Source organism: Streptomyces pyxinae, assembly GCF_024756275.1.
Lineage (GTDB): Bacteria > Actinomycetota > Actinomycetes > Streptomycetales > Streptomycetaceae > Streptomyces > Streptomyces pyxinae.
In genome coordinates this window covers 156,842-170,980 of the sequence record NZ_JANUGQ010000007.1, presented here as the reverse complement: position 1 = coordinate 170,980, position 14,139 = coordinate 156,842, and the positions used below count along the sequence as shown (strand labels likewise).

Below are 14,139 nucleotides of genomic sequence, written 5' to 3'. Positions count from 1 at the left end.
CCAGACCGGCTCAGACCGGCCCGGTCAGGACCGGGCCGAACGGCACCGGCTCGGTCCGGCTGAGTCCGGCTCAGGCCAGGGTGGCGAGCGCCTGGTTGAAGGTGGCCGACGGGCGCATGACCGCCGACGCCTTGGCCGGGTCGGGCTGGTAGTAGCCACCGATCTCGGCGGGCGAGCCCTGGACCGCGATCAGCTCGTCGACGATGGTCCGCTCCTGCTCGGCCAGCGTCTTGGCGAGCGCCGCGAACGCCTCCGCGAGCTGGGCGTCGTCGGTCTGGCGGGCCAGCTCCTGGGCCCAGTACAGGGCCAGGTAGAAGTGGCTGCCCCGGTTGTCGATGCCACCGAGACGGCGGCTGGGCGACTTGTCCTCGTTGAGGAACGAGGCGGTGGCCCGGTCCAGGGTGTCGGCCAGCACCTGGGCGCGGGCGTTGCCGGTGGTCTGGGCGAGGTGCTCGAAGCTCACCGCGAGGGCCAGGAACTCGCCCAGGCTGTCCCAGCGCAGGTAGTTCTCCTTGACCAGCTGCTGCACGTGCTTGGGCGCGGAGCCGCCGGCGCCGGTCTCGAACAGGCCGCCGCCGTTCATCAGCGGGACCACCGAGAGCATCTTGGCGCTGGTGCCCAGCTCCAGGATCGGGAACAGGTCGGTCAGGTAGTCACGCAGGACGTTGCCGGTGACCGAGATGGTGTTCTCGCCCCGGCGGATGCGCTCCAGCGAGAAGGCGGTCGCCTCGACCGGGGACAGGATCTCGATCCGCAGGCCCTCGGTGTCGTGCTGCGGCAGGTACTTCTTGACCTTGGCGATCAGCTGCGCGTCGTGCGCCCGGGTCTCGTCCAGCCAGAACACGGCCGGGTCGCCGGTGGCGCGGGCGCGGGTGACGGCGAGCTTGACCCAGTCCTGGATCGGCGCGTCCTTGGTCTGGCACATCCGGAAGATGTCCCCCCGCGCGACCGGCTGCTCCAGGACGGTGGCGCCCTTCGCGTCCACCACCCGGACGGTGCCGGCGGTGTGGATCTCGAAGGTCTTGTCGTGGCTGCCGTACTCCTCGGCCTTCTGCGCCATCAGACCCACGTTGGGCACCGAGCCCATGGTGGCCGGGTCGAAGGCGCCGTTGGCGCGGCAGTCGTCGAGGACGGTCTGGTAGACCCCGGCGTAGCTGCTGTCCGGCAGCACGGCGAGGGTGTCGGCCTCCTGGCCGTCCGGGCCCCACATGTGGCCGGAGGTACGGATCATGGCCGGCATGGAGGCGTCCACGATCACGTCGCTGGGGACGTGCAGGTTGGTGATGCCGCGGTCGGAGTCGACCATGGCGAGGGCCGGGCCCCCGGCCAGCTCGGCATCGAAGGACGCCTTGATGTCGGCTCCCTGCGGCAGGCCGTCCAGGCCCTTCAGGATGCCGCCCAGGCCGTCGTTGGGCGAGAGACCGGCGGCGGCGAGCACGGTGCCGTACTCCGCGAAGGTCTTCGGGAAGAAGGCGCGGACCACATGGCCGAAGACGATGGGGTCGGAGACCTTCATCATGGTGGCCTTGAGGTGCACCGAGAAGAGCACGTCCTCGGCCTTGGCGCGGGCCACCTGGGCGGTGAGGAACTCGCGCAGCGCGGCGACGCGCATCACGGAGGCGTCGACCACCTCGCCGGCCAGCACCGGTACCGACTCGCGCAGGGTGCTGACGGTGCCGTCCTCGGCGACCAGCTCGATCCGGAGCGTGCCGTCCTCGGCGACGACCTCGGACTTCTCGGTGGAGCGGAAGTCGTCGGCCGTCATGTGGGCGACATTGGTCTTGGAGTCGGCCGACCAGGCGCCCATCCGGTGCGGGTGGGTCTTGGCGTAGTTCTTCACCGAGGCGGGGGCGCGGCGGTCCGAGTTGCCCTCGCGCAGCACCGGGTTGACGGCGCTGCCCTTGACCTTGTCATAGCGGGCGCGTACGTCCTGCTCCTCCTCGGTCTGCGGGTCGTCCGGGTAGTCCGGCAGCGCGTAACCCTGCGCCTGGAGCTCCGCGACCGCGGCCTTGAGCTGCGGGATCGAGGCGGAGATGTTGGGCAGCTTGATGATGTTGGCGCCGGGCGTCTTCGCCAGCTCGCCCAGCTCGGCCAGGGCGTCCTCGATGCGCTGCTCCTCCTTCAGCCGCTCGGGGAAGGAGGAGATGATCCGGCCGGCCAGGGAGATGTCGCGGGTCTCCACCCGGACCCCGGCCGTCGAGGCGTACGCCTGGACGATCGGCAGGAACGAATGCGTGGCCAGCGCCGGGGCCTCGTCAGTGTGCGTATAGATGATGGTCGAGTCAGTCACCGGGTGCTCCGCTCCACGTATGCGTCTCTCGTCTGCAACATTGCTCGACATCAAGATATCTCCTGTGCCGCGCACCACCGAAAGGCCCCCGCCAAGGGTCGCCGCCGGACCCGGCCACCACCACCCGGGGCCCCGGCCGGACGGCCGCCATGGCCGGACATCCGCCGGAGCCACCGGCCCGGCCGGCCCGGGCACCGCCCGTGCCGCGCTCAGCGCCGTTCCGCGCGGAGCACCACGAACTTGGGGTCGCCCGCCACCACCCGGCAGCCGCCGAAGATCCGCTTCAGGGTCACATGGTGCCCGAGGTGCCGGTTGCCGACCACCCACAGTTCGCCGCCCGGGCGCAGCGCCCGGCGGGCCTCCCGGAACATCCGGCGGGCGGTGGCGTCGGTGGTGGCCTGATGGCTGTGGAAGGGCGGGTTGCAGAGCACCACGTCGGCCGAGCCGGCGGGCGCGTCCGCCAGCCCGTCGCCCACCTCGAAGCGGGCCCGGGCGTCCGGGGCGGCGGCCCGGAAGGTGTCCCGCGCCGACGCCACCGCCTGGTACGACTCGTCGGTGAGCAGCAGTTCGGCGCCCGGCTCGGCCAGCGCCACGGCCAGCCCGAGGACCCCGTTCCCGCAGCCGAGGTCCACCACCCGGGCGCCGTCCAGACCGGTCGGCAGGTGGTTCAGGAAGAAGCGGGTGCCGATGTCGAGCCGGTCGGCGCAGAAGACCCCGGCGTGGTTGACGACGGGCCGGCCGGCCACCCCGCCGGGCGCGTCGGCGGGCAGTTCGTACCGGTACGGCCAGGGGTTCGGGCCCCGGGAGAGGCCGGGGTCGGGGGTGGCGTGGATCAGCCGGGCCTTCTTCACCGCGAGCGAGGTACGGGTGGGCCCGACCAGGCGCTCGAAGAGGCCGAGGGTGGAGGTGTGGATCTCCTTGACCATGCCGGTCCCGACGACCACCGTGCCCGGGTGCAGCGCCGGGGCCAGCCGGTGCAGCTGGTCCTCCAGGAGCGACAGGCTCTTCGGCACCCGCACCAGCAGCAGATCGATCCGCTCCGGCGGGGTGTCCCGGGTGGTCAGCAGCCGTACGGCTCCGTCCTCGGCGCCGGCCCGCGCCAGATTGGCCAGGGTCGCCCGGCGGCCGAGGTACGAGTCCCCGATCTGGACGAGCGGTACGGGGGCGTGGGCGGCGAGCGAGGCGGCCAGCGCGCCCCAGCGGTCGCCCACCACGGCGACGGTCCCGGTCCCGGCCCCGGGGAGCCCGCCGGGAAACCGCTCGGTCAGGTGGTTCAGCAGATATTCGTCGGCGGCGTCCCAGGCGCGCAGCGGGTCGCGCGGGTCCTCGGGGAAGCGGGTGAGCCGGAGGTCGGCCCAGGAGGTGGTCAGACGGTTCATCGTGGTCCCAGGCTAGCCGTCCCCGGCGACGCCCCCGCCCGGCCGCTCCCCGGAGTGCGCCCGGCCGGGTCCGGGGCCGGGAAGTCCGGGTCCGGGAGTCCGGCCCGGGCACCCGGGCCCAGGGGCCCGAGCCGTCGGCCGGGGCCGCCACGGGCTCAGAGCGCCAGTTCGTCGCAGGCCGCCCGGAGCCGGCGTACGCCCTCCGCCAGCTCGGCCGGACCGGCGACCGCGGCGAAGCTCAGCCGGACGTGCCCGGCCGGCGGCTCGGCGCAGAAGTACGGGCGCCCCGGCGCCACCGCCACGCCCGCGCGCAGGGCGGCGGCGGCCAGGGCGGTCTCACCGGTCCCGTCGGGCAGCCGGAGCCACAGATGGTGGCCGCCCGACGGGACGTGCGGGAGCGAGAGGCCGGGCAGGTGCAGCCGGAGCGCGGCGGCCAGGGTGTCGCGGCGCTCGGCCAGCTGGGCGGCGACGGAGCGGAGGTGGCGGCCCCAGGCGGGCGAGCCGACCAGTTCCAGCGCGGCTTCCTGGAGCGGGCGGGGCACGAAGAAGCTGTCCACCACCTGAATGGCGCGCAGCCGCTCCAGCACCGGCCCCCGGGCGGCCAGCGCGCCCACCCGGAGGCTGGGCGAGGTGATCTTGGTGAGCGACCGCACGTGGACCACCACCCCGTCCGGGTCCTCGGCGGCCAGCGGGACGGGCAGCGGCCCGGCGTCCTCGTGGGCGAGGTGGCGGGCGAAGTCGTCCTCCACCACGAAGGCGCCCGCCTCCCGGGCGATCCGGAGCACCTCGCGCCGGCGGGCCTGGGCCAGCACCGCGCCGGTCGGGTTCTGGAAGAGCGGCTGGCCGACGAAGAGCCGGGCGCCGGTGGCCCGGAAGGCGGCGGACAGCAGTTCCGGGCGGACGCCCGCCGCGTCGGCCGGCACCGGCACCGGCCGCAGTCCGGAGGCCCGGGCGACGGCCAGCATGCCGGGGTAGGTCGGGGACTCCACCAGCACCGGGGCGCCGGGCGGGGCGAGCGCCCGGAGCGCGGTGGTGATCGCCGACTGGCCGCCGGCGGTGACCAGGACCTCGGCGGCGGTGAGGGTGCCGCCGATCTCCCGGGCGAACCAGGCGCGCAGCTCCGGCAGCCCCTCCACCGGTGGCCGGGTCCAGGCGCCGGGACGCCGGCCGGCCCGGGCCAGCGCGGCGGCGAGGGCCCGTTCCGGCTGGAGGGAGGGGTGCAGATAGCCGCCGTTGAACTCGGTGATCCCGGCCGCCGGGGTGGCCAGCGTGACCAGCACCCCGGTGGCGTCCACCGAGCGCGGCACCGGTTCGGCCGAGGTGTCGGCGCTGAGGGCGACCTCCTGCCAGGAGGTGTCGGCGGGCGGCGGGGCGGCCTCGGTACGGGGCCGGGCCCGGAAGGCGCCCGCCCCGGGCCGGGTGACCACCAGTCCCTCGGCGGCGAGCCGGGCGAGCGCCCGGGAGACCGTCACCGGGGAGACCCGGTAGCGCTCCACCAGCTCCCGGCTGGACGGCAGCTTTCCACCTGGAGAGTAGCGGTGCAGTTCCCGCTTCAGGGATTCGGCCAGCTCGGCAACGCTGCTACGCTCATGCATGAGAGCACACGATAGCGCTACCCTTCGTCCCCCGATAGCGGTCGACGGTGATTCCGGCAGTGGATCCACCCCCCGGACCGCCCCGGGAACCCAGCACGGGACCGGAATCGCGTCCGCCACCGCGTCCGCCGCCACCACCGCTGCCTCCGAGCCCGCCGGCCGCGCCCGCCGCGCGCCTGCCACCGCCGGGGAGGCCGCGCCGAAGAGCCGTACGGCACGGACGCCCGGACCGGAGAGCCGTGCCGCGCAGGACGCCGGACCGGAGAGCCGTACCGCACAGGACGCCGGACCGGAGAGCCGTACCGCACAGGACGCCGGACCGGAGAGCCGTACCGCTCGGGCGGCGGAGACCGGGGGCGGCGCCACGGGTGGCTCGGGCTCCGGCGGGGTGTTGCTCGCCCTGCTGGGCGTGGCCGCCTTCTCGCTGACCTTCCCCTCCACCGCCTGGGGCCTGGAGAGCTTCGGCCCCTGGTCGCTGGTCGCCCTGCGCGGCGTGCTGGCGGCGCTGATCGCCGGTGCGTTTCTGCTCGCCGGGCGGGTGCCGGTGCCGGACCGACGCCACTGGGCCGGGCTCGCGGTGGTGGGCGGCGGGGTGGTCGTGGGCTTCCCGCTACTGACCACGCTCGCCCTGCGGACCTCCACCACCTCGCACGCCGCCGTGGTGGTGGGGCTGCTGCCGCTGACCACCGCCGCGTTCGCCGCGCTGCGCACCGGCCGGCGTCCCTCCCGGGCCTTCTGGCTGGCCGCGCTGGCCGGGGCGGCGGTGGTGCTCGGGTACACCGTCCGGGAGAGCGGCGGCTCACTCTCCACCGGGGACATGTATCTGTTCGGGGCGTTGCTGGTGTGCGCCGCCGGCTACACCGAGGGCGGCCGGCTGGCTGCCGTGATGCCCGGCTGGCAGGTGATCGGCTGGGCGCTGGTCCTCTGTCTGCCGCTCGCCGCGACCGGTGCGGTGACGGCGCTGGCCGTGGAGCCGGTGCGGCTGACCGCCCACGGGGCGCTGGGCCTGGGGTGGGTGGCCGCCGGCTCGACCTTCCTCGGGATGTACCTCTGGTACCGGGGCATGGCGTCGATCGGGATCGCCCGGGCCAGCCAGCTGCAACTGGCCCAGCCGCTGCTGACGCTCGTCTGGTCGGTGCTGCTGCTGGGCGAGGAGCTGTCCCCGGCCGCCCCGGTGGCCGCCGCCGGGGTGCTGATGTGCATCGCCCTCACCCAGCGCGCCCGCAGCTGACGGACCCGGGCGGCGGTGCGCCGGACCGGGCGGTGGTCACCCGGGACCGGAGCCGCCCCGCCCGCCCCTCGGCCGTTCCGGCGCGGCATGCTCCGAGTGACACGGACCACACCCCCGGACGTAGAATCGCCGTGCAGGCAACCGGCGTACCCACGCGCGCGACGCGAGGAGGTCACCATGCACGCGGCCAAGGGCGACAGTCTTGTGGTGCACGGCCGGACGGTCGGTCACTCCGACCGGACCGCCGAGGTGGTCGAGGTGCTCGGGCAGAACGGCGAACCGCCCTACCGGGTGCGGTTCGAGGACGGGCACGAGAGCCTGATGTCCCCGGGCCCGGACACCGTCGTACGCCACCCCGGCGGGCCCGGCCCCTCCCACCGGGGGCTCTGAGCCCCGGGGCCGGCCGGCGCCGCCGGGCCCCGGGCGGGCCCCGGAGCGGGGGCGGCTACCCCGGCGGGCGCACCCGCGAGCCGTAGTGGTCGGCCACCACCCGGGACATCGCCCCGATCGGGTCCGCCACCACCTCCTTGGCCGCGAAGAACGCGTGGCCGCGCACCCCGGGCCGGTCCTCCGCGAGGTCGAGGTGGCGGGAGAGTTCCGCCGGGTTCTGCCAGGCGGCCGGCTGCCCGGAGGCTCCCGCCTTGTAGAGGGCCTCGCCCACGTACAGCTCGACCCCGGTACCCCGGACCACCTCGTCCCACCAGCGCAGCAGAGTGGCGTAGTCCGCGAGTTCATAGCCGATGTGCCAGTAGAGCTGGGGCGCGATGTAGTCGATCCAGCCCTGCTTCACCCAGCCCCGGGTGTTGGCGTGCAGGTCGTCGTAGGTCTGCACACCGGCCCGGGTGGCCGAGCCCAGCGGGTCGGTGGTGGCGTTGCGCCAGACCCCGAACGGGCTGATGCCGAACCGGACGCCCGGCCGCAGCTGCCGGATCCGGTCGCCCGTCTCGCGGACCAGCAGATCGATGTTGTTCCGCCGCCAGGCCGCCCGGTCGGGGAAGCCCCCGCCGTGCGCGGCGTAGGCGGCGTCGTCGTCGAAGGTCTGGCCGGCCACCGGATACGGATAGAAGTAGTCGTCGAAGTGGACGGCGTCCACGTCGTAGCGGCGTACCGCGTCGAGCATGGCGTCCTGGACGAATCGCCGCACCTCGGGCAGTCCCGGGTTGTAGTAGAGCTTGCCGCCGTACGGCAGGACCCAGGACGGGTGCAGGCGGGCCGGGTGCCCCGGGGCGAGCTTCGACGGGTCGGTGTGGGTGGCGACCCGGTACGGGTTGAACCAGGCGTGCAGTTCCAGGCCGCGCAGATGGGCCTCGGCCACGGCGGTGCCCAGCGGGTCCCAGCCCGGGTCCTTGCCGGGCACGCCGGTGAGGTACTGGGACCACGGCTCGTACGGGGAGGGCCAGAACGCGTCGGCGGTGGGGCGTACCTGGAAGATCACCGCGTTGAGCTTCCGCTCGACCGCCGCGTCCATATACGCCTTGAGCTCGGCACGCTGGGTGGCCACCGGCAGCCCGGGACGGGAGGGCCAGTCCCGGTTGGTGACGGTCGCCATCCACATCCCCCGGAAGTCGGTGGCGGCCCGGGTGTCGCCGCCGTCGCCGCCTCCGCCGTATGCTCCCGGCTCCCCGCCGCCGGTACGGGCCGGCGGCACGGTGCCGTCGGCCGCTCCGGGCCCGGTGTCCCCCGCCCCGGAGCGCCGCCCGGGGGCGGCCGCCGCCTCCCCGGCGGTCATCAGTGCCGTGAGCGCCCCGGCCACCCCGATGACCAGGCTCCGCCGGGCCAGCGCGCCCAGCTCCGCACCCAGTACCGCGCCCAGCCGGCCGATCCCCCCGCCTCCCGCGCCTCCCGTGTTTCCCGTGTTTCCCCCGGCTCTTCCGGCCCCCCCGGTTTCCCGGCTTCCCCCGCTTCCCCCGGTCCCGCAGCTTCCCCCGGTTCCCCCGGTCCTTCCGATCCTGCCGTTCTGCGGCATGCCGCGCCCCTTCTCGCCGTTTCCGGTGTTTCCCCTGTTTCCGGTGTTTCCGGTGTTTCTGCTTTTTCTGCTTTTTCTGCTTTTTTGGAGTTTTCGCTGTTCTGTCCCGCCCGTATGCGAGGAGCATGCCCGCCCCGGGCCGCCCTCCACCGAGGCGAACGGAGTAACGTCGTGGGGTCGAGGCGGGCGCCGGACCCACTGGGGACCTGCCAGGGAAAGATCAGTCGAAAGGCACGATGTGACCGACATCGAACGCGTCGGAGTGGTCGGCTGCGGCCAGATGGGCGCGGGCATCGCGGAGGTGTGCGCCCGCAGCGGCCTGGAGGTCATGGTCGCGGAGACCACCGGCGAGGCCTTGGAGATCGGCCGGACCCGGCTCCACAACTCGCTCTCCAAGGCGGCCCAGCGCGGCAAGATCTCCGAGGAGGAGCGGGACGCCACGCTCGCCCGGCTCAGCTTCACCACCGATCTCGGCGAGTTCGCCGACCGCGACCTGGTCATCGAGGCGGTGGTCGAGAACGAGCAGGTGAAGACGGAGATCTTCCAGGTGCTCGACCAGGTGGTCACCCGGCAGGACGCCATCCTGGCCTCCAACACCTCCTCCATCCCGCTGGTGAAGCTGGCGGTGGCGACCTCCCGCCCGGACCAGGTCATCGGCATCCACTTCTTCAACCCGGCGCCGGTGCAGCAGCTGGTGGAGCTGATTCCGGCGCTGACCACGTCCGAGGGCACCATCAGCCGCGCGCAGGGGCTGGTCGAGAAGGTGCTCGGCAAGCACGCCATCCGGGCCCAGGACCGGTCCGGGTTCGTGGTGAACGCGCTGCTGATCCCGTATCTGCTCTCCGCGATCCGGATGTTCGAGTCGGGCATCGCCAGCCGCGAGGACATCGACAACGGCATGGAGCTGGGCTGCGCCCACCCGATGGGGCCGCTGAAGCTCTCCGACCTGATCGGCCTGGACACCGTGGCCTCGGTGGCGGACTCGATGTACGCGGAGTTCAAGGAGCCGCTGTACGCCGCTCCCCCGCTGCTTCAGCGGATGGTGGACGCGGGACGGCTGGGCCGGAAGACCGGCTCGGGCTTCTACCCGTACTCCTGATCCCGCAGGGCCGCGGGGACTCCCCTCCACCTCCGTACGCCTCCGACAGTTCCGAGAGTGTCCGAGAACTTCCGTACGGGGGCTCCGCAGGGGACCCCACCGAGGCTCCATTTCTCACTCACCGTGACGGACATTCGCACGGGGTGTGCGGAGCGTGTGCGCATATGCGGTCCGCACACGCTCCCCCGACCCGCACCGGGGCGGTTCACTTGTACGCGTTCAGCCAACGAACCGTCGAACCCCCTCCGGAACAGGAGCACGCACCGTGACCACCGAACCCGTCCCCGTCCACTTACCTCTACCGGCCGTCGAGGACTTCGCCGAGCTGCGGCGCTGTCTTGACGTCGGGCTCGCCCGGATCGACGGGCAGCTGGCGCTGCTCGCCCAGCGGCACGGCCAGATCGAGCGCGAGCTGACCGAGCTGGACACCCGGGTGACGAGGCTGGAACACGCCAAGTGGCCGCTGCCCGCCGTCACCGGACTCACCTCGGTGGGCGCCCTGGTGATGGCGGGCTGGCAGGCGATGGGCCGCTGAGGCGTTCCGCCGCCGTTCCGCCGCCGGTCGATCCGGCCCGGCGGCGGAACGGCGGCACCCGGAACGGCCCCGGAGGATACGGGACCGGCCTTCCGGAGAGGGCTCGGCCCGGCCGCAAAGGGCTCAGCCCAGCCGCAGATGATGGAGCATCAGCAGCCCGGCGGCCATACCGGCGGCCGGGATCTCGCCGCGCCCGATCATGTCGGGGACCAGCTTCAGCGGGACCCACTCCCGGCGGGAGGACTCGAAGTCGTCCTGGGGATGGCCGGTGTACGTGGCCTCCTCGGCCCAGTAGAGGTGGTGCCGGGCGTCGATGAGGCCGTTGGCCGGCTCCACGGTGAGCAGATGCCGCAACGGCCCCGGCCGCCAGCCGGTCTCCTCCTCCATCTCCCGGGCGGCCGCCGTCTCGATCTCCTCGCCGTCCTCCACGACGCCCGCCGCCAGTTCCCAGCCCCAGCTGTCGGTGATGAACCGGTGGCGCCAGAGCATCAGCACCTCATTGGCCTCGTTGACGACGGTGGCCACCGCGACCGGGCGGAGCCTGATGAGGTAGTGGTCCAGATGCCGGCCGTCCGGGAGCGCGACGTCCGCCAGGTTCACCCGGAACCAGCGGTTCTGGTACACCGTCCGCTCGCCTGAATTCGTCCACTGCACTGTTCTGCCACCTTTCGTGACGTAGGTGGCAATATGGCAGCAGCCTCCAGGCGCCGGTGGAACCCGCCCCGGGCCCGTGTGTCCGCCCGGCCCGCCTCCGGCCCTGCTTCCGTGCGCCGCTCCGCCTCCTGCTCGGAGCCGCGCCCGGCCCGGACCCGGGCGCCTTCCTCACCGGCGGCGCCCGGCCCCCGGGCGGCCATCGGCGACGGCACCGGCGACCGGGCTCAGATCGGCACCCGCAGCGCCCCGTCGATGAGTTCGGCGGCCTGCTCGGCGGAACCGCAGCGGCTCTCCAGCAGATGGTCGCGGACCGACCTCAGCCGGTCCCGCAGCCGGTGGGACTCCATTCCCCGGGCCCGGTCGGCCATCTCGGCGGCCGAGCGGGCGGCCCGGTCGGCCTCGCCCCGGCGCAGTTCGATCTGGCTCAGGATGGCCAGCCGGTGCACCCGGCCGCGGTCGTGCGCCGGGGTGCGGACCGCCGCGGTGGCGTGCTCCCGGGCGGCCGTCAGATCGCCCAGGCTCAACAGCGCCTCCGCGATCTGCACATTGACCAGACCGGGCTGCACATAGCCGGTCTCGTCCGGCTCATGCCCCGGCCGGATGCGCTCCGCCTCGGCCTCGGCGCGGCGGATCCGGTCCCGGGCGGCGGGGCTGTCGCCCAGGTGCGCGTACGCCTTGGCCTGCATCGCGTACAGATCGGTGGCGAGCGCCGGGGTGATCCGGGAGCCGGCGGTGCGCAGCGCGGCCTCCGCGAACGCCACCGCCTGCCGGTACTCCCCCAGGAACAGCGACTGGTTGACCAGCAGGGCGATCACATAGGCGCCGAGGCCCCGGTCGCCGCTGGCCTTGGCCAGCCGCAGCCCCTGGTGGAAGTAGCGCTGGGCGAGTCCGTGGGCGTCGGAGTCGTAGGCGCAGATGCCGGCCACCGCCACCAGGCCGCCGGTGGCCCGGTGCAACTGGCGGCCGAGCGCGTCGCTGTAGCCGCCGCGCAGCAGCGGGGCGGCCTCGGCGTTGAGGAAGCCGACGATCCGGGCCCGGGTGGCGATGCCGCCGGCCCGGCGGTACATCAGCTCGTAGTGGGCGCGGGCGGCCTTCAGCATGGTGACGTCGGAGGCGCAGACCCTGGTCTGTCCGGCGCGCGAGACATCGGTGTCCTCCGGTGGGTTCTCCCACTCCCAGACCGGCATCACGGCGGGGGTCCCGGTCACCGCCGGGGCGCCCACCACATGCGGCCGCTGCTGTTCGTCGGAACGCCAGAGGGCGGTCGCCCGCTCCACGAACCCGGAGAGCGGCGAGCCGTGCGGCACCGGCAGTTCGCCGGGTACGCCGAGCCCGATGTCGTCCAGGGTGACCGGCCGCCGCAGCCGGGCCCCGAGCACCTCGCAGATCAGGTCGGGCACCTGGCCGCGCGGTCGCTGGCCCTTCAGCCAGCGGGCCACGGCGGTGTGTTCGTACCGCAGCGCCAGGCCCCGGGCCCGGCCCGCCTGGTTCACATGGGCGGCCAGCCCCGCGTGCGAGACGCCCGCCTCGTCGAGCAGGGCGTCCAGCAGGGTGTTGGGCGGCAGCGCGGCGCCTCTTCGCGGGCTCTGCATGGTCCCCTCCGGAGGACTGGGGGTGCGCCCAGCGTAGTGGAGCCCGGTTCGCACGGGGTGTGAACGGAGTGCCCGGATCCGCACCCCGTGCGCGCTGCCGCCACGCCCCGGGCGCCGGTTGACTTGAGCCCTCTCACCGAGGAGGCCGCCCCGTCCGGGACGGCCGGGCCGCCGGCTCCCCCACGTCACCGTGCGGTGGCCCCCTGCGCGCCGTCCGTCCTGCCGGCCTGCCCGACGCTCCGAGGCAGGGCGGACGGTGCCGGCCGCACCGTCCGTCTTCAGCCGCCGCTATCGGGAGGAGGGTGCGGATCCGGCGCGGCGCAGCCCGGGCTCCAGGGGCTGCGCCGCGACCCGGGGCCGGTCGTTGCGGACCACCAGAAGCGCCACGTCGTCGGTGAGCCGGCCGCCGGTGTGGCGCAGCAGGGCCGCGTGGACCCGGCGGACCACGGCGGCCGGGGCCATCGGTGTCCCGGGTCCGTCGGCGGCTGGCAGCCCGGCGAGCAGATCGGCCAGCCGGAAGAACCGTCCGGCGCAGTCCCGGGCGTCCTCGGCCCCGTCGGTGTGCAGGAAGAGCGTCTCGCCGGGGAGCAGCGGCGCCCAGTGCGCGGGGCGGGGGTCGGCGGGCAGCGGGAAGACCCCGAGCGGCGGCAGCGGTTCGCCCGCCCCGGCCGGTACGGCTCCGCCGGGCCCGAGCCGGTAGGGCCAGGGGTGGCCGCAGTTGAGCGCCAGCACCTCGCCGTCCGGCCGGATCTCCAGCAGCAGCACGGTGACGAACTCCTCCGACCGGGAGCCCGCTCCGGCGTCCCGGGCCTCGCCCACATGCCGTCCCAGCGCCCGTTCGAGCCGCCGCAGCAGCCCGCCCAGCTCCGGTTCGTCGTGGGCCGCCTCCCGGAAGCTGCCGAGCACGGCGGCGACCGCGCCCAGCGCGGGCAGCCCGTGGCCGCGTACGTCCCCGATGACCAGCCGCACGCCGTACGGGGTGGCCACCGCCTCGTAGAGATCCCCGCCCACGGCCGCGCCGGGGGCCACCGAGAGCTGGGCGGCGGCCAGCGAGAGCCCCTCCAGCCGGGGCGGCAGCGGGCGGAGCAGTACCCGCTGGGCGGCCACCGCGATCTCGGTGACCTGCCGCAACTGCCGGGCCAGCGCCCGCTGGAAGCCGAGGATCAGGCCGGTGCCGACCGAGAAGAAGACCAGGGTCGTGACGATCCGGACGGCCGGCCCGTCCCCCTGGGCCATCGGGCAGGCGATCCGCCAGGCCACCGCCACCACGCCCCAGACCACCGGGAGCAGCACCGGCAACAGCCGCCGCCACCGGGACGGCGGGGTCTGTACCGGCGGTCTCCGGCGCAGCGCGGGCAGCACCGGGAACGCCGGCCGCCGGTCGCCGCGCGGGGACCGGAACGACAGATACGGCGGGATCGACCGAACCGGGCAGCGGACCGCCCGGGTCCCGGACCGGGACCTGGTAGGGATCATGCGGACCGCCCTTCGTCCCGGTCGTGCTCGCGGTGCGCATGATTCTGGCCAATGGTTGCGCTCCGGACTATCCCCTCCCGGGACATCTCACCCGAATGAGTGAGAAGCCCCGCACACCTCACCCGCCCGTCCCGTTCCTCCCCGCCCCACCCGTCCGGTCCCGGTGCGCGGAAAACGCGCCCGGGCCCGCTCCCGCCCGCTCCCGGTGTACGCGGAAGCGCGGCCGGCCGCCGGGTGGCACTCCGGGCGGTGAGGCCGGTCCCGCGCGCGGAAGCGCCCGCCCCGGCCCGCGCGCGGAGGCGCCGGACTCTCCGGCCCGGAT

Annotated in this window: 11 protein-coding genes; 4 read left to right on the top strand and 7 right to left on the bottom strand. The window is 74.4% G+C overall.

Annotation, left to right across the window (positions count from 1 at the left end; genetic code table 11):
• Positions 1-70: 70 nt before the first annotated feature.
• The 3 genes from NX801_RS11015 to NX801_RS11005 all read right to left on the bottom strand — a co-directional run bounded on the left by NX801_RS11015 (position 71) and on the right by NX801_RS11005 (position 5,264).
• Entirely contained in the window at positions 71-2,290 is a 2,220-nt protein-coding gene (locus NX801_RS11015; RefSeq protein ID WP_258787175.1) for an NADP-dependent isocitrate dehydrogenase, read from the bottom strand.
• A 209-nt stretch (positions 2,291-2,499) separates the two neighbouring features.
• Positions 2,500-3,669, bottom strand: a complete 1,170-nt coding sequence (locus NX801_RS11010; RefSeq protein WP_258787174.1) for a methyltransferase — start codon at positions 3,667-3,669, stop codon at positions 2,500-2,502.
• A 155-nt stretch (positions 3,670-3,824) separates the two neighbouring features.
• Positions 3,825-5,264: an aminotransferase-like domain-containing protein gene (locus tag NX801_RS11005; protein WP_258787173.1), complete on the bottom strand. Its 1,440-nt coding sequence runs from the start codon at positions 5,262-5,264 to the stop codon at positions 3,825-3,827.
• Positions 5,265-5,652: 388 nt separating this feature from the next.
• Between NX801_RS11005 and NX801_RS11000 the strand changes: the two genes are divergently transcribed.
• Positions 5,653-6,495, top strand: a complete 843-nt coding sequence (locus tag NX801_RS11000; protein ID WP_258787306.1) for a DMT family transporter — start codon at positions 5,653-5,655, stop codon at positions 6,493-6,495.
• A 177-nt stretch (positions 6,496-6,672) separates the two neighbouring features.
• The gene (locus NX801_RS10995; protein ID WP_258787172.1) at positions 6,673-6,885 is read left to right on the top strand and encodes a DUF1918 domain-containing protein; all 213 of its coding nucleotides are present in this window, start codon (positions 6,673-6,675) and stop codon (positions 6,883-6,885) included.
• A gap of 55 nt (positions 6,886-6,940) precedes the next feature.
• Here NX801_RS10995 and NX801_RS10990 read toward each other — a convergent pair whose 3' ends face one another.
• Complete coding sequence (locus NX801_RS10990; protein WP_428986121.1) at positions 6,941-8,284, bottom strand: glycoside hydrolase family 10-like protein; 1,344 nt, start codon at positions 8,282-8,284, stop codon at positions 6,941-6,943.
• 415 nt (positions 8,285-8,699) lie between these two features.
• On the opposite strand from NX801_RS10990, the gene NX801_RS10985 reads away from it, so the two are divergent.
• Together NX801_RS10985 and NX801_RS10980 are read left to right on the top strand one after the other, a co-directional pair.
• Positions 8,700-9,560, top strand: a complete 861-nt coding sequence (locus NX801_RS10985) for a 3-hydroxybutyryl-CoA dehydrogenase (protein WP_258787170.1) — start codon at positions 8,700-8,702, stop codon at positions 9,558-9,560.
• Positions 9,561-9,825: 265 nt separating this feature from the next.
• Positions 9,826-10,095 carry a hypothetical protein gene (locus NX801_RS10980; protein ID WP_258787169.1) on the top strand — a complete coding sequence of 90 codons (270 nt, stop codon included), beginning with the start codon at positions 9,826-9,828 and terminating at the stop codon, positions 10,093-10,095.
• A 123-nt stretch (positions 10,096-10,218) separates the two neighbouring features.
• Here the strand turns inward: NX801_RS10980 and NX801_RS10975 are convergent, their stop codons facing one another.
• From NX801_RS10975 to NX801_RS10965, 3 genes are all read right to left on the bottom strand, one after another.
• Positions 10,219-10,749 carry an NUDIX hydrolase gene (locus NX801_RS10975; RefSeq protein ID WP_258787168.1) on the bottom strand — a complete coding sequence of 177 codons (531 nt, stop codon included), beginning with the start codon at positions 10,747-10,749 and terminating at the stop codon, positions 10,219-10,221.
• Between the two features lie 224 nt (positions 10,750-10,973).
• On the bottom strand, positions 10,974-12,314 hold the full coding sequence (locus NX801_RS10970) for an NsdA family TPR-like regulatory protein (RefSeq protein WP_258787305.1): 1,341 nt from the start codon (positions 12,312-12,314) through the stop codon (positions 10,974-10,976).
• A gap of 315 nt (positions 12,315-12,629) precedes the next feature.
• Positions 12,630-13,817: a PP2C family protein-serine/threonine phosphatase gene (locus NX801_RS10965; protein WP_258787167.1), complete on the bottom strand. Its 1,188-nt coding sequence runs from the start codon at positions 13,815-13,817 to the stop codon at positions 12,630-12,632.
• Positions 13,818-14,139 lie beyond the last annotated feature (322 nt).

Coding starts and splice junctions, on each gene's coding strand:
- NX801_RS11010 (WP_258787174.1), bottom strand. CDS start 3,669: ATGAACCGTCTGACCACCTCCTGGGCCGACCTCCGGCTCACCCGCTTC.
- NX801_RS11005 (WP_258787173.1), bottom strand. CDS start 5,264: ATGCATGAGCGTAGCAGCGTTGCCGAGCTGGCCGAATCCCTGAAGCGG.
- NX801_RS10995 (WP_258787172.1), top strand. CDS start 6,673: ATGCACGCGGCCAAGGGCGACAGTCTTGTGGTGCACGGCCGGACGGTC.
- NX801_RS10965 (WP_258787167.1), bottom strand. CDS start 13,817: ATGATCCCTACCAGGTCCCGGTCCGGGACCCGGGCGGTCCGCTGCCCG.